The organism is Sinorhizobium alkalisoli, from assembly GCF_008932245.1.
Taxonomy (GTDB): domain Bacteria; phylum Pseudomonadota; class Alphaproteobacteria; order Rhizobiales; family Rhizobiaceae; genus Sinorhizobium; species Sinorhizobium alkalisoli.
The window spans coordinates 3,294,782-3,315,560 of the sequence record NZ_CP034909.1 but is presented as its reverse complement, the minus strand read 5'-3'; the positions used below and the strand labels follow the sequence as shown (position 1 = coordinate 3,315,560).

At 64.1% G+C, this 20,779-nt stretch carries 14 protein-coding genes; 7 read left to right on the top strand and 7 right to left on the bottom strand.

From position 1 onward, the window contains the following. Positions 1-21 precede the first annotated feature (21 nt). Positions 22-276, bottom strand: a complete 255-nt coding sequence (locus EKH55_RS15835; RefSeq protein WP_192803723.1) for a DUF1674 domain-containing protein — start codon at positions 274-276, stop codon at positions 22-24. Between the two features lie 122 nt (positions 277-398). Here EKH55_RS15835 and htpX point away from each other — a divergent pair, with 122 nt between their 5' ends. The 4 genes from htpX to purH all read left to right on the top strand — a co-directional run bounded on the left by htpX (position 399) and on the right by purH (position 6,516). Then, on the top strand, positions 399-1,358 hold the full coding sequence (gene htpX / locus EKH55_RS15830; RefSeq protein ID WP_151611796.1) for a zinc metalloprotease HtpX: 960 nt from the start codon (positions 399-401) through the stop codon (positions 1,356-1,358). Next, positions 1,358-2,770, top strand: a complete 1,413-nt coding sequence (locus EKH55_RS15825; RefSeq protein WP_069458865.1) for an RsmB/NOP family class I SAM-dependent RNA methyltransferase — start codon at positions 1,358-1,360, stop codon at positions 2,768-2,770. The genes htpX and EKH55_RS15825 overlap by 1 nt, the downstream gene beginning before the upstream one ends. A 311-nt stretch (positions 2,771-3,081) precedes the next feature. After that, positions 3,082-4,767, top strand: a complete 1,686-nt coding sequence (locus EKH55_RS15820) for a heparinase II/III family protein (RefSeq protein ID WP_151611795.1) — start codon at positions 3,082-3,084, stop codon at positions 4,765-4,767. 138 nt (positions 4,768-4,905) lie between these two features. After that, complete coding sequence (gene purH, locus EKH55_RS15815; protein ID WP_069458863.1) at positions 4,906-6,516, top strand: bifunctional phosphoribosylaminoimidazolecarboxamide formyltransferase/IMP cyclohydrolase; 1,611 nt, start codon at positions 4,906-4,908, stop codon at positions 6,514-6,516. Positions 6,517-6,617: 101 nt separating this feature from the next. Here the strand turns inward: purH and EKH55_RS15810 are convergent, their stop codons facing one another. Both EKH55_RS15810 and EKH55_RS15805 read right to left on the bottom strand, forming a co-directional pair. Further along, positions 6,618-7,985: an MFS transporter gene (locus EKH55_RS15810; protein WP_151612000.1), complete on the bottom strand. Its 1,368-nt coding sequence runs from the start codon at positions 7,983-7,985 to the stop codon at positions 6,618-6,620. Between the two features lie 234 nt (positions 7,986-8,219). Next, positions 8,220-13,007: an NAD-glutamate dehydrogenase gene (locus EKH55_RS15805; protein ID WP_151611794.1), complete on the bottom strand. Its 4,788-nt coding sequence runs from the start codon at positions 13,005-13,007 to the stop codon at positions 8,220-8,222. Positions 13,008-13,391: 384 nt separating this feature from the next. Between EKH55_RS15805 and pdxY the strand changes: the two genes are divergently transcribed. Both pdxY and EKH55_RS15795 read left to right on the top strand, forming a co-directional pair. Beyond that, positions 13,392-14,273 carry a pyridoxal kinase PdxY gene (pdxY, locus tag EKH55_RS15800; protein ID WP_069458860.1) on the top strand — a complete coding sequence of 294 codons (882 nt, stop codon included), beginning with the start codon at positions 13,392-13,394 and terminating at the stop codon, positions 14,271-14,273. A gap of 143 nt (positions 14,274-14,416) precedes the next feature. Continuing rightward, positions 14,417-15,064 carry a carbonic anhydrase gene (locus tag EKH55_RS15795; protein ID WP_069458859.1) on the top strand — a complete coding sequence of 216 codons (648 nt, stop codon included), beginning with the start codon at positions 14,417-14,419 and terminating at the stop codon, positions 15,062-15,064. Between the two features lie 146 nt (positions 15,065-15,210). Here the strand turns inward: EKH55_RS15795 and EKH55_RS15790 are convergent, their stop codons facing one another. From EKH55_RS15790 to leuB, 4 genes are all read right to left on the bottom strand, one after another. Next, complete coding sequence (locus EKH55_RS15790) at positions 15,211-16,032, bottom strand: lytic murein transglycosylase (RefSeq protein ID WP_069458858.1); 822 nt, start codon at positions 16,030-16,032, stop codon at positions 15,211-15,213. A 309-nt stretch (positions 16,033-16,341) separates the two neighbouring features. After that, entirely contained in the window at positions 16,342-17,376 is a 1,035-nt protein-coding gene (locus EKH55_RS15785) for an aspartate-semialdehyde dehydrogenase (RefSeq protein ID WP_069458857.1), read from the bottom strand. Positions 17,377-17,875: 499 nt separating this feature from the next. Beyond that, positions 17,876-18,580 carry a phosphatase PAP2 family protein gene (locus EKH55_RS15775; RefSeq protein WP_069458856.1) on the bottom strand — a complete coding sequence of 235 codons (705 nt, stop codon included), beginning with the start codon at positions 18,578-18,580 and terminating at the stop codon, positions 17,876-17,878. Between the two features lie 195 nt (positions 18,581-18,775). Continuing rightward, positions 18,776-19,888 (bottom strand): 3-isopropylmalate dehydrogenase, encoded by a 1,113-nt coding sequence (gene leuB / locus EKH55_RS15770; RefSeq protein ID WP_151611793.1) that lies wholly within the window; start codon positions 19,886-19,888, stop codon positions 18,776-18,778. A gap of 186 nt (positions 19,889-20,074) precedes the next feature. On the opposite strand from leuB, the gene EKH55_RS15765 reads away from it, so the two are divergent. After that, positions 20,075-20,716 carry a LysE family translocator gene (locus EKH55_RS15765; RefSeq protein ID WP_069458854.1) on the top strand — a complete coding sequence of 214 codons (642 nt, stop codon included), beginning with the start codon at positions 20,075-20,077 and terminating at the stop codon, positions 20,714-20,716. Positions 20,717-20,779 lie beyond the last annotated feature (63 nt).

Sequence of the window (20,779 nt, the reverse complement as noted above, 5' to 3'; positions counted from 1 at the left end):
ATTCGGGCGCGCAACGACCCGTTAGAAATCGATCGCTCTGCCCTTGATCTCCCAGTCGCCGAAGCGCGCCGGGTCCAGTCCGCCGCGGCCGCCGAGCTCCTTCGGGATCTCCTTCGGTTCTACAGCCTGCCGTCTCTCTTCCGCTTCCCTGAGAGCGCGCAGTGCTGCCGGCGGTAGCGGCGGCACCGGTCGATCGGGCGAATTGTCGTTGCTGTTCTGCATGTGACGGTCGGATTCCCTGACGATATTGAAGAGCCGAGGTTTCGACCCCATCATATAATGAGTTCCCGCCTGCGCGGGAACCCTGATTCACGTGAAACGTTCGTAGCACATCGGAGCGCTGGCTTGGGCCGCGCACCCGATACGCCCGACGAAGAAGGAACGCCTGGAGCCGATCCATGAACCTCATTCGCACCGCCATGCTGCTTGCCTTCATGACCGTCCTGTTCATGGCCGTCGGCTTTGTCATCGGCGGCAGGGGCGGCATGATGATCGCCTTTGTGCTCGCCGCGGCGATGAATTTCTTCTCCTACTGGAATTCCGACCGCATGGTATTGAGCATGTATCGCGCCCAGGAGGTCGACGCGCGCAGCGCCCCGGAATATTACGGCATCGTCCGTGAGCTCGCGAAGAATGCCGGCCTGCCGATGCCACGCGTCTATATCATCGACAGCCCGCAGCCGAATGCTTTCGCCACCGGCCGTAATCCGGAGAATGCGGCGGTCGCCGCGTCCACCGGCCTTTTGCAGTCCCTGTCTCACCAGGAAGTCGCCGGTGTGATGGCGCATGAGCTGGCGCATGTCCAGAATCGCGACACGCTGACGATGACGCTGACCGCGACCCTTGCAGGGGCGATCTCCATGCTCGGCAATTTCGCCTTCTTCTTTGGCGGCAATCGCGACAACAACAATCCTCTCGGCTTCATCGGCGTGTTGATCGCGATGATCGTCGCGCCGCTCGCGGCCGCCCTGGTGCAGATGGCGATCAGCCGCACGCGCGAATACTCCGCCGACCGGCGGGGCGCCGAGATATGCGGCAATCCGCTCTGGCTCTCCTCGGCGCTCGGCAAGATCGCCCGGGCCGCCCATGTCGTCCACAATGACGATGCGGAACGCAATCCGGCGACGGCGCACATGTTTATCATCAACCCGCTGTCGGGCGAGCGGATGGACAACCTCTTTTCGACCCATCCGAATACGGAAAACCGTATCGCGGCGCTCGAGAGAATGGCGCGGGAGATGTCGACGGGCTCGACGGGCGCGGGCGGCCCTGATATTGCAACGCGCAAATCGCGCTCTGTCCCGAGAACCGGCTGGGGTCGCGGTGGTTCCGAACCGCCGAAAGGCCCCTGGTCCTGATGCCTGAAGATAACAAGAACGATTCACATCCGAAACGACCCCGATCAAGCAAGACGTTCCACAGGGGCGGCGTGCGATCCGGCTCTGTCGCGGCCGGCAAGCCCGGCTTGCAGAGCCGCCAGGCCGCCGCCAAGATCCTGGCGGCCGTCGTCGACCGCAAGACGCCGCTCGACGGCATGCTCGATCAGGAGCACGGCAATCCCGCCTATCGGGCCCTGAACGATGCCGACCGGGCGCTCGTGCGTGCCATCCTCAATTCCGCGCTCAGGCACCTGCCGCGGATCCGGGCGGCAATCGGTTCGCTTCTGCAGACGTCCCTGCCGGAAGGCGCGCGCGCCCTCGAGCATGTGCTGACGGTTGCCGCCGCGCAAATCCTCTATCTCGATGTTCCCGATCATTCCGCCGTCGATCTGGCGGTCGAACAGGCGCAAGCGGATCCGCGCAACCGTCGCTTCGCGAGCCTCGTCAATGCGGTGCTCCGGCGGCTGTCGCGCGAAAAGGAGGACGTTCTCGCGCGGGTGCAAAGCATTCCGGCAATGCCGGGCTGGTTCCGCGACCGGCTCGTCGCGTATTATGGCCGCGAACAGGCGGACAGGATATCGGAAGCGCAGCTTGTTCCCGCCGCCATCGATCTCACGGTCAAGGCCGACAACGCGTCCTGGGCCGAGCGCCTCGGCGGCACGGTCCTGCCGACGGGCTCAATCCGGCTCCCGGAATTTTCCGGGTCGATTCCGTCCTTGCCGGGCTTTGCCGAGGGCGCCTGGTGGGTGCAGGACGCGGCAGCTTCGATCCCGGCGCGGCTCTTCGGCGATCTTGCCGGCAAGGCCGTGCTCGATCTCTGCGCCGCCCCGGGCGGCAAGACGGCGCAGCTCGTTCTTGCCGGGGCAAGCGTGACGGCGCTCGACCACTCCTCCAGCCGGCTGCGGCGGCTCGAGAGCAACCTTGCGCGGCTCGGGCTTGAGGCCCGGACGAAAGAGATCGATATGGCCGAGTTCCAGCCGGAAGAGCTGTTCGATGCGGCGCTCCTCGATGCTCCCTGCTCCTCCACCGGCACGACCCGGCGCCACCCGGACGTGCTCTGGACCAAGGGGCCGGAGGACATCGACAAGCTTGCGCGGCTGCAGGAGAAGCTGCTGCGGCACGCGCTGACCGTCGTCAAACCCGGAGGAACCGTGGTCTTTTCCAATTGCTCGCTCGATCCTCGCGAGGGCGAGGAGGTGGTCGAGCGCGTCGTCGCCGACGGCCTGTGCGAACGGCTGCCGATCGCCGCCGCCGACTGGCCGGGGCTCGAGACGGCGGTCACCGCGCTTGGCGAGTTCCGTACGACACCGGCGATGCTGCCGCTCGCCCCTCCCTTTGCCGGCGGGCTCGATGGGTTCTACGCCGCGGTCCTACGCCGAAGCCTCGGCTGAGCCTGGAAGCTACGGCGCCGCGTCTCTTCAGGCGCTCGGAAATCGGGTGCGATGTTCCAAAGCAAAGATGCGCAGGTTGAAAGGTTTTGTGCATTCAGGAGGCCGCACAGCCATTTGCCCCGTCGACAGCTGTTTCGCCGCGACGATTGACGCTCCGCGAGCAGGCGCCTAACAATGGCACATCGGTTGATAGAATCTTAATCATTTCCAAGCCGTATCCGACCCAGGAAGGGATCCGGCGCAACCGGGCGAGTGCCGCTCGCGCGCTTCGAAAGGGTCCGTTGCATCAACGAGGAAACCGACGGGCGCCGATGCTGTTTTCCAGTGAACGAAGGCTCCTTTACCTGTATCTGCGCGAAGGCTGGCGTCGCTTTTCGCGCGGACTCTCGCTCTGGCGCATGGCGGCGCTCCGTTTTGCCGGCGCGACACCTGACCGCCTGATCGTCGCTCCGACGGATCTGAGAGCCATCGATCCCTTCGTGGCGGAGGAGATTCTTCAGGGCCGGTACCCGCTTGGCGGTCGTGCGCTCGACACGGAGGGCGATTCGCCCTTCGAGATCGACCTGCCGTCACGTGCCTTTGCGATGAAGTTGCATTCTTTTACCTGGCTGCGCCATCTTCGCGCCGTGCGCGAGGAAGCCGGATTCGTCAAGCTCCGGCAGATCATCGATGACTGGATCGCCAGCCACGGGCGAAACATGGGCGGCATCTCGTGGGAGGCGGATGTGGTGGCGCAGCGCATCATCGCCTGGCTGTCCCACTCGCCGGTGGTGCTGCGCAACGCCGAGCGCGGTTTCTATCGACGCTTTCTGAAAAGCCTGGCATTGCAGGTGCGGTACCTCCGGCATATCGCCGAGACCCTGCCTGATGGCGAGGCGCGGCTTCGGGTCCGCATCGCGCTCGCGGTCGCCTCCGTGTCCATGCCCGCCTCGGCCTCGGTGATCCGCAAGGCATCGCGCCGTCTCGATCTCGAGCTCGACCGCCAGGTTCTGCCCGACGGTGGCCATTTTTCCCGCAATCCGCGGGCCGGGCTCGAATTGCTGCTCGATCTGCTGCCGCTGCGCCAGACCTATGTCAATCTCGGCCACGACGTGCCGTCCCGGCTGATACCCTGCATCGACCGGATGTATCCGGCGCTGCGGTTCTTTCGTCACCAGAGCGGCGAGCTGGCGCTCTTCAACGGCGCCACCTCGGTGCTCGCCCACGAGCTCGCCTCGGTGCTGCGCTATGACGAAACGGCGGGCGAGCCGTTCCGTTCGTTGCCGCACATCCACTTCGAGCGGCTCTCGCTTGGCGATACCGCCATCATCGTGGACACGGGCCGCCCGCTTTCGGTCGATCTGTCGCGCACGGCCCATGCGGGCTGCCTCTCTTTCGAGATGTCTTCGGGGCGGAACCGTTTCATCATCAATTCCGGCGCACCGAAATTCGCCGGCGAACGATTCCGCCAGATGGCGCGCGCAACTGCCGCCCACTCGACGGTGACCGTCAACGACACCTCTTCGCTGCGCTTCTCGAAATCGAAATTCCTCGGTCCCGTCGTGACGAGCGAGCTGCCACGGGTCGTCGTCGAACGAAAGGACGAGCCCGGCGTGATCGACGCCGTCCGGGCAAGCCATGACGGGTATCTCGCCTTGTTCGGCCTGATCCACGAACGCGACATCGGAATCTTGAACGGTGGCCGCCTTGTCCGCGGCCGCGACCGGCTTTCGCGGGAGGATGGGCGTGAGCCGGATGCGGCCCATGCCGCACTCGCCGTTGCCCGTTTTCACGTCCATCCATCGATCGGCATGCGCCGGCACAGCGACAGCGAGATCTATCTCACGGCACCTGATGGCGAGGGTTGGCTCTTTGCCTGCCGTGACGGCGAAGTGGCGATCGAGGAGGACGTCTTCTTCGCCGATCCATCCGGCATTCGGACGTCGTCGCAGATCACCGTCACCTTTACTGTAGAATCGCAGCCGGAAGTTCAATGGACCTTGATCCGCGAAGGGTAGGCATGGGGCGTCCCGCTATTTTCCCCTGCGTGCCGCGGCGACGGTTTCTTCCCGTGGGAAGCTGTGCTAACGGGCAGCCATCCCAACCGCCGGAACCGTTCCCTGCAGGCGTCCGGCGCTGCCAAAGGAGCAAGGTTGATGGCTGTCGCCTCCAAGAAAATCCCCGCCCCGGACGAGGTCCGGATCAAAACCGCCCTCCTCTCCGTCTCCGACAAGACCGGCGTCATTGAGCTCGCCCAGGCTCTGCACGAGAAGGGCATCCGGCTGATTTCGACCGGCGGCACGCACAAGGCGATTTCCGCGGCCGGGCTTCCTGTCAGCGACGTTTCGGAACTGACCGGCTTTCCGGAGATCATGGACGGCCGCGTCAAGACGCTTCACCCGAATGTCCATGGCGGCCTGCTTGCCATTCGCGATGACGCCGAGCACACGGCGGCAATGGACGAACACGGCATTGCGGCCATCGACCTTGCCGTCATCAATCTCTATCCCTTCGAAGAGGTGCGCGCTGCCGGCGGCGACTATCCTACGACGGTCGAGAACATCGACATTGGCGGCCCGGCCATGATCCGCGCTTCGGCCAAGAACCATGCCTATGTGACGATCGTCACCGATCCGGCCGACTATCCGCTGCTCCTCGAGGAGATTGCCAGCGGCACCACGCGCTACGCCTTCCGCCAGAAGATGGCAGCGAAGGCCTATGCTCGCACCGCCGCTTACGATGCTGCGATCTCCAATTGGTTCGCCGAGGCGCTGGATACGCCCATGCCGCGTCACCGCGTGATCGGCGGCGTGCTCAAGCAAGAAATGCGCTACGGCGAAAATCCGCACCAGAAGGCCGGCTTCTACGTGACGGGCGACAAGCGCCCCGGGGTCGCGACCGCAAGCCTTCTGCAGGGCAAGCAGCTCTCCTACAACAATATCAATGACACGGACGCGGCCTTCGAGCTGGTCGCCGAATTCCTGCCGGAAAAGGCGCCGGCCTGCGCGATCATCAAGCACGCCAACCCCTGCGGCGTCGCCACGGCGCCGACCCTTTCCGAGGCCTATCGCCGGGCGCTCGCCTGCGATTCCACCTCGGCCTTTGGCGGCATCATCGCCGTCAACCAGGAGCTCGATGCGGAAACGGCTGAAGAGATCGTCAAGCTCTTCACCGAGGTCATCATCGCCCCGGCGGTGAGCGAAGAAGCACGCCTGATCATCGCCCGCAAGCCGAACCTCAGGCTGCTGGCTGCCGGCGGCCTGCCGGATCCGCGTGCGCCGGGTCTTTCCGCCAAGACGGTCGCCGGCGGTCTGCTCGTGCAGACGCGCGATCACGGCATGGTCGAGGATCTGGAGCTGAAGGTGGTGACCGAGCGTGCGCCGACGGCGCAGGAGCTCGAGGACATGAAGTTCGCCTTCAAGGTGGCGAAGCATGTGAAGTCGAATGCCGTCGTCTACGCCAAGGACGGTCAGACCGCCGGCATCGGTGCAGGGCAGATGAGCCGTGTCGACTCCGCCCGTATCGCCGCCATCAAGGCGGAGGATGCAGCCAAGGCACTGGGTCTCGCCGCGCCGCTGACGCGCGGCTCCGCCGTCGCCTCCGAGGCCTTCCTGCCCTTCGCCGACGGGCTTTTGTCGGCGATTGCCGCCGGCGCCACCGCAGTCATCCAGCCGGGCGGCTCCATGCGCGATGACGAGGTGATCGCCGCGGCAAACGAGCACGATGTGGCGATGGTGTTCACGGGGATGCGGCACTTCCGGCATTGACACGGGGGCCGTTGATATCGCCGAGGGGTGCGACGCTCAACAGGGCGTCGCATTACAGTGTCGGCACCTTTTCAGACCCGCGGCACTGCAGCGGCGGGTTCCTATTCCGGCCGGTTGGCTGGATAGGGCGTGCGCAGCAGAATAACGAGACCGCCGGCGAGGAAGGCGACCAGCGCCATCATGCCGATCCGTGCCGAATCCGTCATCATCGTGATCGTTGCCACCGATGCGGGTGCCAGGAACGAGGTGGCCCGCCCGGACAGCGCATAAAGTCCGAAATAGCGCCCGGCCTCGTCGAGCGAGACGCTGCGGGCGAGATAGGAGCGTGACGAGGCCTGCACCGGGCCGAAGGCGATGCCGACGAGCAGGCCGTAGAGGATATACGCCTTCTCGGCGGCCGTGCCGAAGAGCCCGCCGGAATCGTCGGTCGGCAGCGTCACCAGTCCGAACAGCGTGAAGCCGGGGCCGGTCGAGACGATGCCGAGCGTGGCGATGGTAAGGCAGACGAGGCTGGCGACGACGATCGCCTTGGAGCCAAGCCGCACGTCGAGCCGGCTGGCATAGAGGCAGCCGAAGATGGCGACCACGTTCAGGATAATGCCGTAGAGGCCGAGTTCCATCGTCTGCCAGCCGAACATGCCGGCGGCAAAGGCGCCGCCAAGCGCAATCAGACCGTTGACACCGTCCTGGTAGATCATGCGCCCGATCAGGAAGCGCAATATCCCTGCCCGTTGCCTGAGCTCCGCGAGCGTGCCCTTGAGCTCGCGGAGCCCCGTCGCCGTCGCCTTGGCAAGCGAGCTCGTCGCCTTGCCTGCATCCGGGGTGAACAGGAACATCGGCAGGATGAAGATCAGGTACCAGACGGCCGCGATCGGGCCGGTGATGCGGGCATCCTCGCCCTTCGCCGGATCGAGGCCGAAGAGGGGATCGAGGCCGAGCGCCGTCTTGCCTGTCTGCGGATTGCCGGCAAGGAACGCGACGACCGCGATCAGCACGATCATGCCGCCGAGATAGCCGAGCCCCCAGGCGACGTTGGAGATTCGCCCCACCTCTTTCTCGCTGACGAGACGCGGCATCATCGAATCGTTGAAGACGATGGAGAATTCGGCGGCGACGGTCGCCAGCGCGAGGAAGATCGCCGGATAGAGAAGCGGCGAGCCGGGCACGGCGAACCAGAGCATCGCCAGCGCGACGATCTTGATCGCGGCAAAGACGCCGATCCACGGCTTACGGGGTCCGGTCGCGTCAGCGACGGCGCCGAGCACCGGCGAGAGCAAGGCGATGACGATGCCGGAAACGGTAAGCGTGTAGCCCCAGATCGCCTGCCCCTCGGCGGGATCGGCGGCGAGCCGGGAAACGAAATAGGGTGCGAAGATGAAGGTCGTGACGACGGTGAAGAAGGGCTGCGCGGCCCAGTCGAAGAGCATCCAACCGGCAATGCCGAGCCGCGGGACCCTGCGCCGTTCCATTGCCTGTGTGGCCACGATCTCCAAGTTTCCCCTCCCCGCTCCAGCATGACTGCGACATCCGGCAATCCACGAGCGCCACAGCGACCTTTGCGCGTCTGAAAAGACGCGCGTCGCTGCAATACGCACTACACCGCAGAGCCCGATCACGCCAGCGGCGGAACGGGCAACGCGAATGCGCTTCAAGCCGAAACGGGAACCAAGTCCCTCCGGGCCGCAAAACCCGGAGGGACTGTGTCATTTCGCCCTGCCGCGTGCAAGGTCGCTGAGGAGGCCGGCGGCCACCGCTACCTTGGCGAGCGTCGTCTCGCCCTTTTCGGTTAGCAGCCTCAGCTGGTCGCGGACGCTCAGAACGCGTTCGCGATCCTGCTCCTCCCACGCCAGAACAGGGTTCCGATCGCCCTTGTGCTCGACGAGGGCGGCGATGGTGATGTCGCGGCGGGCGGTGGCGATATCGGCAACAGCGCGCGAGAGCGCCATCGCCTCGAATTGCTCTACGGCGGGTACGCGGTCGGCGGCGGCCAGCAGGTGGTTGATCCGGAGATTTTCCGTGACGGCGAAATAGCCCTGGGCCGTGCGGTTCAGCGGTTCGCCGGTCACCGCAGCGATCTGCATGATCTCCGGCACAAGGGTCATCAGCGACAGTTCCGCGATCTCCGTGGCGAGCTTGGCCGGCACGCCGCTCTCGATGTAGGCCGCCGATCTCAGCTGTGCCTCCTCGGCGCTCTCGCTGGAGATTGCCGCGCGCGTCGTGGCGCGGAGCTTCTGGAGCCCGTCCCTGAGGCGCTGAACTGCCTCGGTGACCGGTCCCTCCGCAGCGCGGGTGCGCAGCGCCCTTTCGGTGACGAGCGCGAATATCCGCCCGACTTCCTGATAGAGCCGGTTCTGGACGATGCCGCCGATCTTGTTGTCGAGTGCGTCGATCTCGCCGTAGATTCGCGGCAGATCGAAGCCGTCGAGCGCCAGTACGGCTGCCTTGACGACGTCGGCAGGCAGGAAGCCGGTCGCGTCCGTCAGCGTCGAGACGAAAGCCGGCCCGCCACGGTTGATCGCTTCGTTCGCGAGCATCGTCGCGACGATCTCGCGGCGCAGCCGGTGCCCCTGGATATCGCTCGCGTAGGCTTTGCGCATTTTTGCCGGAAAGTAGCGCTCGAGCGTCGCGGTGAAGTAGACGTCGTCCGGAAGATCGCTCTTGATCAGTTCATCGAATAGCACGAGCTTTGCGTAGGAGAGCAGGACGCCGATCTCGGGCCGTGTCAGCGGCTTGCCCGCCTGGTAGCGCTCGGCCATGGCCTGGTCCGATGGCAGCGTCTCAACCTTGCGGTTGAGGTGACCGTCGGCCTCGAGCCGCTCCATCAGCCGCGCCAGCGGCGTGCGATTGCCAAGGTCCTGCATCTCCGTCAGCGAGATTGCGAGCGATTGCTGATAGTTGTTGCGCAGCACAAGATGGGCCACCTCGCTGGTCATGGCGGCAAGCAGCGTGTTGCGCTTGGGCCGTGTCAGGCGCCCGTCGCGCATGGCCGAGGCAAGCGCGATCTTGATATTGACCTCGACGTCTGAGGAATTCACGCCAGCCGAATTGTCGATCGCGTCGGAATTGCAGCGCCCGCCATTGAGCGAATAGCCGATGCGGCCCTTCTGGGTGACGCCGAGATTGGCGCCTTCGCCGATCACCCGGGCGCGCACCTCTTCCGCCGTGACGCGGATCGGATCGTTGGCGCGGTCGCCGACCTCGGCATCCGTCTCGTTGCTGCCCCGCACATAGGTGCCGATGCCGCCGAACCAGAGAAGGTCGACCGAGCTCTTCAGAATGGCGTTCATGATCTCGAAGGGAGTCGCCTTCTGCCTGTCGATGCCGATCGCCGCCATGGCTTCGGGCGTCAGCGTCACCAGCTTGTCGGCGCGGGAAATGATCATGCCGCCCGGCGAAAGCGACTTGCGGTCGTAATCCTGCCAGCTCGAGCGCGGCAGGGCGAACATGCGCTTGCGCTCGGCGAAGGAGAGATCGGTATCCGGATTTGGATCTATGAAGATGTCACGGTGATCGAAGGCGGCAATCAGCCGGATCTTTTCCGAAAGCAGCATGCCATTGCCGAAGACGTCGCCGGACATGTCGCCGACGCCGGCCACCGTGAAGGGCGTCGCCTGGATGTCGATGTCCATCTCGCGGAAGTGCCGCTTGACCGCCTCCCAGGCGCCGCGGGCGGTAATTCCCATCTTCTTATGGTCGTAGCCGGCCGAGCCGCCGGAGGCGAAGGCGTCGTCGAGCCAGAAGTCCGCCTCCTGCGCCAGCGCGTTCGCCGTGTCCGAGAAGGTTGCGGTTCCCTTGTCGGCGGCCACGACGAAATAGGGGTCGTCGCCGTCAAGCCGCACCGTGTCCTCAGGCGGAACCACATCCGGGCCGACGATGTTGTCGGTCACCGACAGAAGGCTGCGGATGAAGGTCTTGTAGGCTTCCGTCCCGGCCCTGAACACGTCATCGCGGGTGCCGCCGGCGGGAAGCTGCTTCGGGTAGAAGCCGCCCTTGGCGCCGACGGGGACGATGACCGCGTTCTTCACCTGCTGCGCCTTGACGAGACCCAGCACCTCGGTGCGGTAGTCCTGCGCCCGGTCGGACCAGCGGAGCCCGCCGCGCGCCACCTTGCCGAAGCGCAGGTGCACACCCTCGACCTCGGTGCCGTAGACGAAAATCTCCCGGAAGGGGCGCGGTTCCGGCAGGCCCTCGAGCGCCTTCGGATCGAGCTTGAAGGCGAGCACGGGCCGCGGCCTGCCTTCCGCATCCTTCTGAAAATAGTTGGTCCTGAGCGTCGCCTGAACTGCATTGACGTAGCGGCGCAGGATGCGGTCCTCGTCGAGGCTCGGCACGGCCGAGAGCGCCTCCTCGATCGCAGCCAGCACGGCGTTGGTCCTCTTCACGCGCGACTTCGGCTCGACCCTCGGATCGAGCCGCGTGGTGAACAGGCGGAAGATGTCGGCGGCAATCGCCGGATACTTGTTCAGCGTGTCGGCTATGTAGCCCTGCGAATAGGTGATGCCCGCCTGGCGCAAATAGCGCGCATAGCTGCGCAGCACCGTCACTTCCCGTGCGGTCAGGCCCGCCAAAAGGACCAGCCGATTGAAATTGTCGTCCTCAATCGTGCCGTCCCAGGCGGCGAGGAACGCCTCCTCCAGCGCCATGCCGGCCTTGGCGAGGTTGACCGTATGCCCGTCACGATGAAGGAGCTCCATGTCGTGCAGCACGACGTTGCACTGCTCCTGCGCATGGGCACGCACGCCGATATCGTAAGTCTGCTCGCTGATCACGCGGAAGCCGAGGTTTTCGAGCAGCGGCACGCGGCGGGAGAGCGAGACCGGGTGGTTTGCGTGGAAGATCTTCAGTTCCAGCGCGTCCGGCCTTTCGCCATGGCGGTGATAGAAGGAGATGCGGATCGGGTCGTCGCTCTTGCAGGCCGACATGTCGCCAAGGTCAGCATAGGCTTCGGCAGGCGTGAACGCGGCCTGATAGGCCTCGCCCGCGGAAAGCTCGATGCCTTCGTTGCGGGCGAGCAGGTTGAAGCGGTCGATCCAGCGCGTGACGATGGTGCGCACCGCATCCTCGAGCTTGGCCTGCGGGACGCGCGGCGTCTTGCCGCCCGAGCGGCCGATGATGAAGTGCACGCGCGCCAGCCCGCCTTCCGGGAAGGCCGGATAATAGGCGGAGACCCGGCCGTCATAGACGGCTTTCAGGTAATCGCCGATCTTCTCGCGGACGCTGGAATCATATTGCTCGCGCGGTACGTATATGATGACGGAGACGAAGCGGTCGAAATGGTCGATGCGCGGCAGAACGCGCACCCGCGGCCGGTCGCCGAGCTCGTTGATCTGTTCGCAGAAGGCGGCGAGAAGCCCGACATCGATTTGAAACAGATCGTCCCGCGGATAGGATTCCAACGTGTTTGCCAGGGTCTTGCCGGAATGGCTCTGCGGGTCGTAGCCGAAATGGTCGATGATCTTCTCGATCTTGTGTCTAAGCAGCGGAATCTCCGCCGCCTGGCGGGTGTAGGCGCTCGAGGTGAAGAGGCCGACGATGCGCAACTCGCCGACGACATTGCCGGACGTGTCGAAGCGCTTGACGCCAATGTAATCCATATAGGCGCGGCGATGCACGACCGACTTCACATTCGCTTTGGTGACGATCAGGAAGTCCGGACCCTCGAGGAAGGCGAGGATCTCCGGCGTCGTGAACACGGCGTCGTTGCCTTGCCTAAGGACGCGTACCTCGGGATTGGAGAGAATGCCGAGACCCCTGCCCTTGCCGCGTTCGACCGTCGCGTTCTCGCCCTTACCGGAATAGGTGTATTCGCGCATGCCGAGGAAGGTGAAGTTGTTGTCCCTTAGCCAGCGAAGGAACGCGAGCGCCTCGTCACGGTCGCTCTTTTTGCGCGAGGCGTGGTAATCCTCGAGCTCGCGCATGACCTGGTCGAGCAGCGCCGTCATGGCCGGCCAGTCGTGCACCGCCTGATGCACCTGCTCCAGGACGTCAGTGATGCGTTTGCTGAGCGAGCGCTCCTCGATCGGCGTCAGCTTGCCGAGGTGGATCTGAATATGGCTGACGCGGTGCGCCGGATCGCTTTCCTCGTCCGGATCGAAAAGTTTGACCGGCTTGCCCGGTTGCATGAGGAGGATCGGGTGGATGGCAAGGTGAATGTCGCGATGGGTGCTCGTTACCTCGCCCATGACCGAGTCATAGAGGAACGGCATGTTGCGCTCGGTGATGGCGATGATCGAAACCTCGGTCCCGCCTGGCGCCACTCCGGGCACCGTTTCCACCGAAACCTGCGGCTTGCCGCCGTCCCAGCGGGCCAGTTCCTTGCGGGCGTGCGCGGCGGTCAGAGCCAGCATATCCGGCGAATAAAGGTCGAGGTCGTCATTGCTCGCGCCTCCGAAGAGGATCTCCGGCGGCAGAGTGTCGACGCCGATCTTGCCCACCGCTGCCCGGGCGGCATCGATGTGCCGATCTCGCTTCGGATTGTATTTCACGCCCATGAAGTCGCTCCCCAAATATGATAGACGAACCTATCAGAACCATGGCCAATGGCGATCGTTTTATGACGGATTTGGGCAAAATCGAGCCTGTTCTTGGAGAATTTCACGTAGAATCGACCTAAATCCATTTAAACCAGGCGCGATTTTACAGAAATCTCTCCAAAAACGGCGCAAACGAACGAAAACACCGGACGGCGCCGAAACACGGACCCGGTCGCCCCTCGACATCCCGTTGACACCGCTTCGGCAGTCGGCGATCACAGCTTGCAGTGTCGAGCGGCTTTTCCGAGCGCAAAGATCGCTGCAGCACCTCGATATCCTACATGTCCTTTAATCGAGGTCGAGTTCGGGACATGAAGTGGAACAGAGCCCAAGGATCGCCTGATGTCTGAAATTCCTGCCGCGCCCGGCGCCGTCATCGTCATCTCCAGCCACGTGGTTCGCGGCACGGTCGGCAACCGCGCGGCGGTATTCGCGTTGGAGACGCTCGGGCATCTCGTCTGGGCGTTGCCGACGGTCATCCTGTCATGGCATCCCGGCCATGGCCGTGCGACGCGGGTGACGATCTCCGATGCGGAGTTCCGGTCGATCATCGACGATCTTATCGATGCGCCGTGGATCGGCGAAGTGCGCGCGGTGCTTTCCGGCTATCTCGGAACACCCGGCCAGGCCGAGGAAGTCGCGCGGCTGGTAACGGCGCTGAAGCACCGCAATCCCGAGCTTTTCTACGCCTGCGACCCGGTGATCGGCGATTCGAACGGACTCTATATCCCGGCCGAGAGTGCCTTCGCCATTCGTGACCGGCTGCTGCCGCTTGCTTCATTGGCAACGCCGAACCGTTTTGAACTTTCCTGGCTGGCGGGTGCGGAACTCGACACGAACGCGGCGATCCTCGAGGCGGCACTCGGCCTCGGGCCGCCGCGGGTGCTCGTCACATCGGCGGTCGCGATGATGAACGGCGGCACCGGCAACCTCTATCTGTCCGGTCGCCATGCCCTGCTCGCCGAGCATCGGCTGGTCGAGAATCCACCGAACGGCGCGGGTGACCTGCTGTCGGCCGTCTTTCTTGCGCGGCTCCTGCAGGGTCTTTCCGAGGAGCGCGCGCTGCAAATGGCGACCGCCAGCATATTCGAGGTCATCGCACGCACCGCCAAGCGCGGCGCCGACGAGTTGACGCTTGAACAGGACGCCTCAAGCCTCGCGACGCCGATGGCCATGGTGCAGATGCGCCGCCTCATGCATCCGGGCCAAATGCGACGGAAATAGGCGGGGGCGGGCACAAAAGAAATGTCTGATGAAGGCAATTTATCCTTTCGGGCACGCAAGGCTCGCTGTAACACTTCGACGCTCCATGCTACCCGAGTAGCCATAGAGCAGTGTTTGATGCAGTGGATGACACGGGGTAACTGATGGAGAAGCAGAGCTTTCCGGAAAATCTCCTGGCCGGCTACCGCAATTTCATGGGCGGCCGTTTCAGCGAACAGCAGCAACGCTACCGGACGCTCGCCGAGAGCGGGCAAAAGCCGACGACGATGGTGATCGCCTGCTGCGATTCGCGCGCCGCACCGGAGACGATCTTCGACAGCGGCCCGGGTGAGCTTTTCGTCGTTCGCAATGTCGCCAATATGATGCCGCCCTACGAGCCAGACGGGCATTATCACTCGACCTCCGCCGCTCTGGAATTCGCGGTCCAGTCGCTGCGCGTCAGCGATATCGTGGTCATGGGCCACGGCCGCTGCGGCGGCATCAAGGCGGCGCTCGATCCGGATGCGGAGCCGCTTTCTCCCGGCGATTTCATCGGCCGCTGGATGCACCTGCTGAAGCCTGCTGCGGAGCAGATACAGAGCTACGACTACATGACCCAGTCGGAACGCCAGCGGGCGCTCGAGCGCGTGTCGATCCGCAACTCGGTGGCCAATCTGAGGACCTTTCCTTGCGTTCAGGTGCTTGAGGCCAAGGGAAAGCTGCGGCTCCATGGCGCCTGGTTCGATATCTCGACCGGCGAGCTCTGGGTCATGGACGCGAAGACCGGCGATTTCGTCCGGCCCGGGACATGAGACGATACGCAGATTCAAAGAGTTACAGCGCCGCGCGTCTGAAAGACGCGCGGCGCTGTACTGCTGTAAGCGGCGGTAGCCCTTCGTCCAGACCCCCTCCCCACAGGTGGGTGGGGAGAGGATGACCGGCGTGTGATCGTTCCTCTTCAGTCGCCGTCGATCTCGGAGGCGATGATGGCGATTGCCTGCTGGTAGACGCTGGCGGCGTTCCAGCCCTGGATGGCGACGAAATTCGGCTCGCCGGGCCGGTAGCCGGCGCCCGGCTGCCAACCGTGGCCGCGCAGGAAATTCGCGGTCGAGGCCAGCGCATCCGCCTTTGAGTGGACCATGTCGATGTGTCCGTCGCCGTCGCCGTCGACGCCATATTTCAGGACGTTCAGCGGCAGGAACTGCGTCTGGCCGATTTCTCCATGGGCGGCCCCGCGGGCAGACGGGCTCAGATCACCGCGGCCGACAAGCTGGATGGCGGCGTAGAGCTGTTCGGTGAAATAGGCGGAGCGGCGGCAGTCATAGGCAAGGGTGGCGACGGCTGACAGCGTGTGTTCCTTGCCCAAAAACGAACCGAAGCCGGTCTCCATGCCCCATATGGCGATCAGCGGACCAGCCGGGACGCCATAGCGCCGCTCGATCGAGGCGAAGAGCTTGGCATGCTGCGCGCGCATCTTGCTGCCGCGCGAAATGATCACCTGGCCGCCCCGCTTCTGCATGAATTGGTCGAGCGAGAGCTTGAAGCTCTTCTGTCCGCGGTCGGCACGGATGGTTGCCCGGCTGTATGAAACGCTGCCGAGTGCCTGATCAAGCACGGACTGGCTGATGCCGTTGCCGGCGGCCTCGCGCTTGAATTCTTGCACCCAGGCCGAAAACCGGCCGCCGTCATTGCCGCATTGTGCCGCGAAAGCGGCCGTGGGAACGACCGCCACTGAGATGAGGGCCGCGAGCCCCGCCGCTGTGCGCTTCATCTTGTACATGAGATACCCCGTCATTGCCCGTCTGTTGTGTTCAAGAAAATGCTGATACCGGCTCGGTCAACCGCCGTCCGGCCGGCCGCCATGGTTTCACGTGAATCCATGGCCGGCGCAGTTCTTTGGCGTCGCGCGTCCCGTCAGACACTCAAAGGCCGCCATTGCCCCGCTGCGTTCCTTGCCCTCCAATCGAGGTCGATTTAAGGAAACATGCAGTGGAAAGGCGGAGCGAGAGGAGAGCCGCCGTTCTTTTCCCGCTCCGCCGCTTCGCGCGCGCCCGGACCGTGACGAACCGGCGGCCAACCGCTCGCCGCCTCAGGCGGCTTGGCTGCGCGGCTTGATCAGGCCGCGGTTAACCAAAAGCTCGGCGATCTGGACGGCATTGAGTGCCGCACCCTTGCGGAGGTTGTCGGAGACGACCCACAGATTGAGGCCGTTCTCGACGGTTGCGTCTTCGCGGATGCGCGAGATGTAGGTCGCGTCTTCGCCGGCGCATTCATAGGGCGTCACGTAGCCGCCGTTCTCGCGCTTGTCGACGACCAGGCAACCCGGTGCCTCGCGCAGGATTTCGCGTGCCTCGTCGGCGGTGATTTCCTTTTCGAACTCGATATTGACCGATTCCGAATGGCCGATGAAAACCGGAACGCGCACGGCGGTGCAGGTCAGCTTGATCTTCGGGTCAAGCATCTTCTTGGTTTCGGCGAGCACCTTCCACTCTTCCTTGGTGTAGCCGTCCTCCATGAACACGTCGATATGCGGAATGACGTTGAAGGCGATTCGCTTGGTGAATTTCTTGCTCTCGATCGGGTCGGCCACGAAGACGGCACGCGTCTGGTTGAAGAGTTCGTCCATGCCGTCCTTGCCGGCACCGGACACCGACTGATAGGTGGAGACGACCACGCGCTTGATCGTGGCGCGCTCGTGCAGCGGCTTCAGCGCGACGACGAGCTGGGCCGTCGAGCAATTCGGGTTGGCGATGATGTTCTTCTTGGTGAAGCCGGAGATCGCATCCGGATTGACCTCGGGCACGATCAGCGGCACCTCGGCGTCGTAGCGCCAGGCAGAGGAGTTGTCGATCACGACGCATCCCTGCTGACCGATCTTCGGCGAATATTTCAGCGAAACCGCACCGCCGGCCGACATCAGGCAGATGTCCGTATTGGAGAAATCATAGGTTTCGAGATTGGAGACCTTCAGCGTCTTGTCGCCGTAGGAGACCTCGGTGCCGACGGAACGCGAGGAGGCGAGCGCCACAACCTCGTCTGCAGGAAACCCACGTTCTGAAAGGATATTCAGCATCTCCCGGCCGACATTGCCGGTGGCGCCTGCGACTGCAATCTTGAAACCCATGATCAAAGCTCTCTTTCTGTCTCTCCTCGTTGGGTGGAGGGGAGCCGCGCGGTTTTCGCCCGCGAGGTTCCTGTCCCCGGCCTTACCGGGGAGAGAGCGGAGGGCCAGAGACGTCAGACGGTTTTCGTCGTCGTTTTGGCCGTTGTTTTGCTAGCGAGCGAGAAAAGGCGAATCCGCCCGGCGGCAGGGGCCGGCAGGATCGGCTGAGCGATGGACGCAAGAATCGGTCCCATGGCGGTTTCCTCGTTCGCCGCTGCTCATACCGGCTTTTCGGCAAGAGTCAAGCCGCAGACAAGCCGGCATCAATTCTCGGAGCCGATGCCAAAACCCGCGCGTCCCTTTTCGACGAAACGAAAGTCATAGGACGAAAGCATCCCTGCCTTGCTGGACGCGCTTCTGGCATCCTCTTCGTCCGAGACTGCCGCCTCGTGCGTCTTACCGGACGTGCGGCTTTGTAAGAGACTCTCCCACTTCCGGCGCGGCCTGCCGCGCCGGCGTTTTATTGCGGCTCGTCCCGCGCAGCGGTTTGCGCGGGCCCTGACACCGGCCAGCCATTGGCTCCCCTTCGGAAATGCCATCCCTGCCGAGCAAAGAGGAAGGCAAACATCACCGCTGTCCAAAGACCGAGCAGCAGGCCGGCGGCCACATCGCTCGGGTAGTGGGCGCCGACGATCACGCGCGAGGCGCCGATCGTCACGGCGAAGACGAAGAATAGCGGCCGGAACCGCGGCATCAGCATCGCAAAGGCACCGAACAGGGCACCGGCCGCGGTCGAGTGGCCGGAGGGGAAACTCTCGAACACCCGCTCACCGGCGAAAGGTGTCAGACTGTAGGCGCCATAGTCTTGCAAAAGCTCCGGGCGGGCGCGGCCGATCAGAAACTTCAGCCCGTGAACCAGAACGCTGGCGGTGCCGATCGTCAGGAAGAAATAGGCGGAAAGGCTGCGCGCCGTTCGCGCTTGCTGCCGTACCGTCTCGCGCTTAGCGGTGCTGTTGGCGATGAAAGCGACGAGAAAGAGGAGAGCGGACGCGTAAACCATCCAGGCGAATGTGCCGAAATCGGTAATCATTCGGTTGAAGTCGACGATTTCTTCCGGCAGGCCCTTTGCCCATTCGGACAGATACGCGTCGAAGGGTACCAGCGCCAGTATGAGAACGATTGTGGTCAGCAGGATCCAGACGGTCGAGGAAAGCGGTTGCCTCATGTCACTCCTTCTCCGTTCGCTGCCATGGATTTGGAAGCGGAGAGGGCGAAATCAAGGAACCTGTCGCAATTTCAAAGTGCTACAGCGCCTTTGCGCCTCTGAGTGCATTTGAGAAGACGTGCGGCGCTAAAGAATGCAAGACACCTCCGGCGAAACCGGAGGTGTTGAAGTGGCTTCGGGCCGTTCTCTCCGAATTCAGGCCGCAAGCGCCCTGAATTCGGCCAGGATCGCATCGCCCATCTCGGTGGTGCCGACCTTGCGGCAGCCTTCCGCCATGATGTCGCCGGTGCGGATGCCCTTGTCTAGCACCTTGGCAATCGCTTTTTCCAGGTTGTCGGCTTCCTTCACGAGGTTGAAGGAATAGCGCAGGCACATGGCGAAGGAGGCGATCATGGCGATCGGGTTGGCGATGCCCTTGCCGGCGATGTCGGGTGCCGAGCCGTGCACCGGCTCGTAGAGCGCCTTGCGCTTGCCGGTCTTGGCATCCGGTGCGCCGAGCGAGGCCGACGGCAGCATGCCGAGCGAACCGGTGAGCATGGCGGCGACGTCGGACAGCATGTCGCCGAACAGGTTGTCGGTGACGATCACATCGAACTGCTTCGGCTGGCGCACGAGCTGCATGCCGCCGGCATCAGCCAGCATGTGCTCGAGTTCGACGTCCGGATATCTCGCCTTGTGTGTCTCGGTGACCACCTGGTTCCAGAGCACGCCCGACTTCATGACGTTGCGCTTTTCCATCGAGCAGACGCGGTTCTTGCGGGTGCGCGCCAGCTCGAAGGCGACGCCGGCAATGCGCTCGATCTCGTAGGTGTCGTAGACCTGCGTGTCTATGCCGCGCTTCTGGCCGTTGCCGAGGTCGATGATCTCCTTCGGCTCGCCGAAATAGACGCCGCCGGTCAATTCGCGCACGATGAGGATATCGAGGCCCTCGACCAGTTCCGGCTTCAGCGAGGATGCGCTGGCAAGTGCGGGATAGCAGATCGCGGGGCGCAGGTTGGCGAAGAGCTCGAGATCCTTGCGCAGACGCAGCAGGCCCGCTTCCGGCCGCACCTCATAGGGAACCGCATCCCATTTCGGTCCGCCGACGGCGCCGAAGAGTACGGCATCGGCGGCAAGCGCCTTCGCCATGTCCCCTTCCGAGATCGCCGCGCCATGGGCGTCATAGGCGGAGCCGCCCACAAGGCCCTCGTCCGTCACGAAGCCGGTGCCGAGCTCGGCGTTCATGTAGTCGATGATTTTGCGGACTTCCGCCATGGCTTCCGGGCCGATGCCGTCGCCGGGCAGAAGGAAGAGATTGCGCACAGTCATGGATAGTCCTTCTTGGGGGGGAACTCGGCCGCGTTCTTAGCGCAACTTCGTATCGAGGGAAATCGCGCCGGCGAAAGATTTGTGCGCGCCTTCTCACCGTCGACTGTCGGTCCTGCCCCAACCGACGTTTCCGCTTGACGAAATCGCGCGCCGCCGCTCGAATGATTGCGAACGGGGATATCCGAAATGTCCGAGACGCTTCTTGTTGGTGCCTTTCTCGCAGCGCTTTCCTATACGCTGATCCCCGGCCCCGCCTTCCTGGCGCTGCTCGGCATCGGCGCCGGCCAGGGCCGAAGGGCCGGCGCGCTCTTCATGGGCGGCCACCTTGCCGGCGACATTCTCTGGTCGACAATGGCGCTCGTCGCCATCGTCGGCGCCCGGTCGATCGGCACGACGATCTTCGACGTCCTCGGTCTCATCTGCGGAGCCTATCTCGCATGGATCGGCTGGACCGCGCTCAACGCCCAACCGACGGGCGAAGACCGGGCGCTCCTGGCCGTCGAGCGGCCGCTCAGGCGCGGGCTCGTCTTCGGGCTCACCAATCCCAAGGGCTATCCGGTGGCGCTCGCGACCTTCACCGCGCTTCTCGCGGGATCCGCCAATGCGCTGGAATTCAATGCGCTGCCGATGCTGCTTGCCGTGTCGCTGATCGGCTTCCTCCTGGCCGATGTAATCCTGATCGCGATCATCGGCGCTTCGGTCGTGCGCCGCTTCTACCGCCGTCACGAGCTCACGATCGTCCGGCTTTCCGGCCTCGTCTTCATCGCCTTCGCGGCGCAGGCGGTCTGGCACGCGGCGCCCGGCCTTTTCGGCGTGCGGAGGCCTTGACGACCAGGCGTCCATCAACCACTTCAAGCATCTCAGCCGGCCGGCTGAGCGCCGAGGCGCACC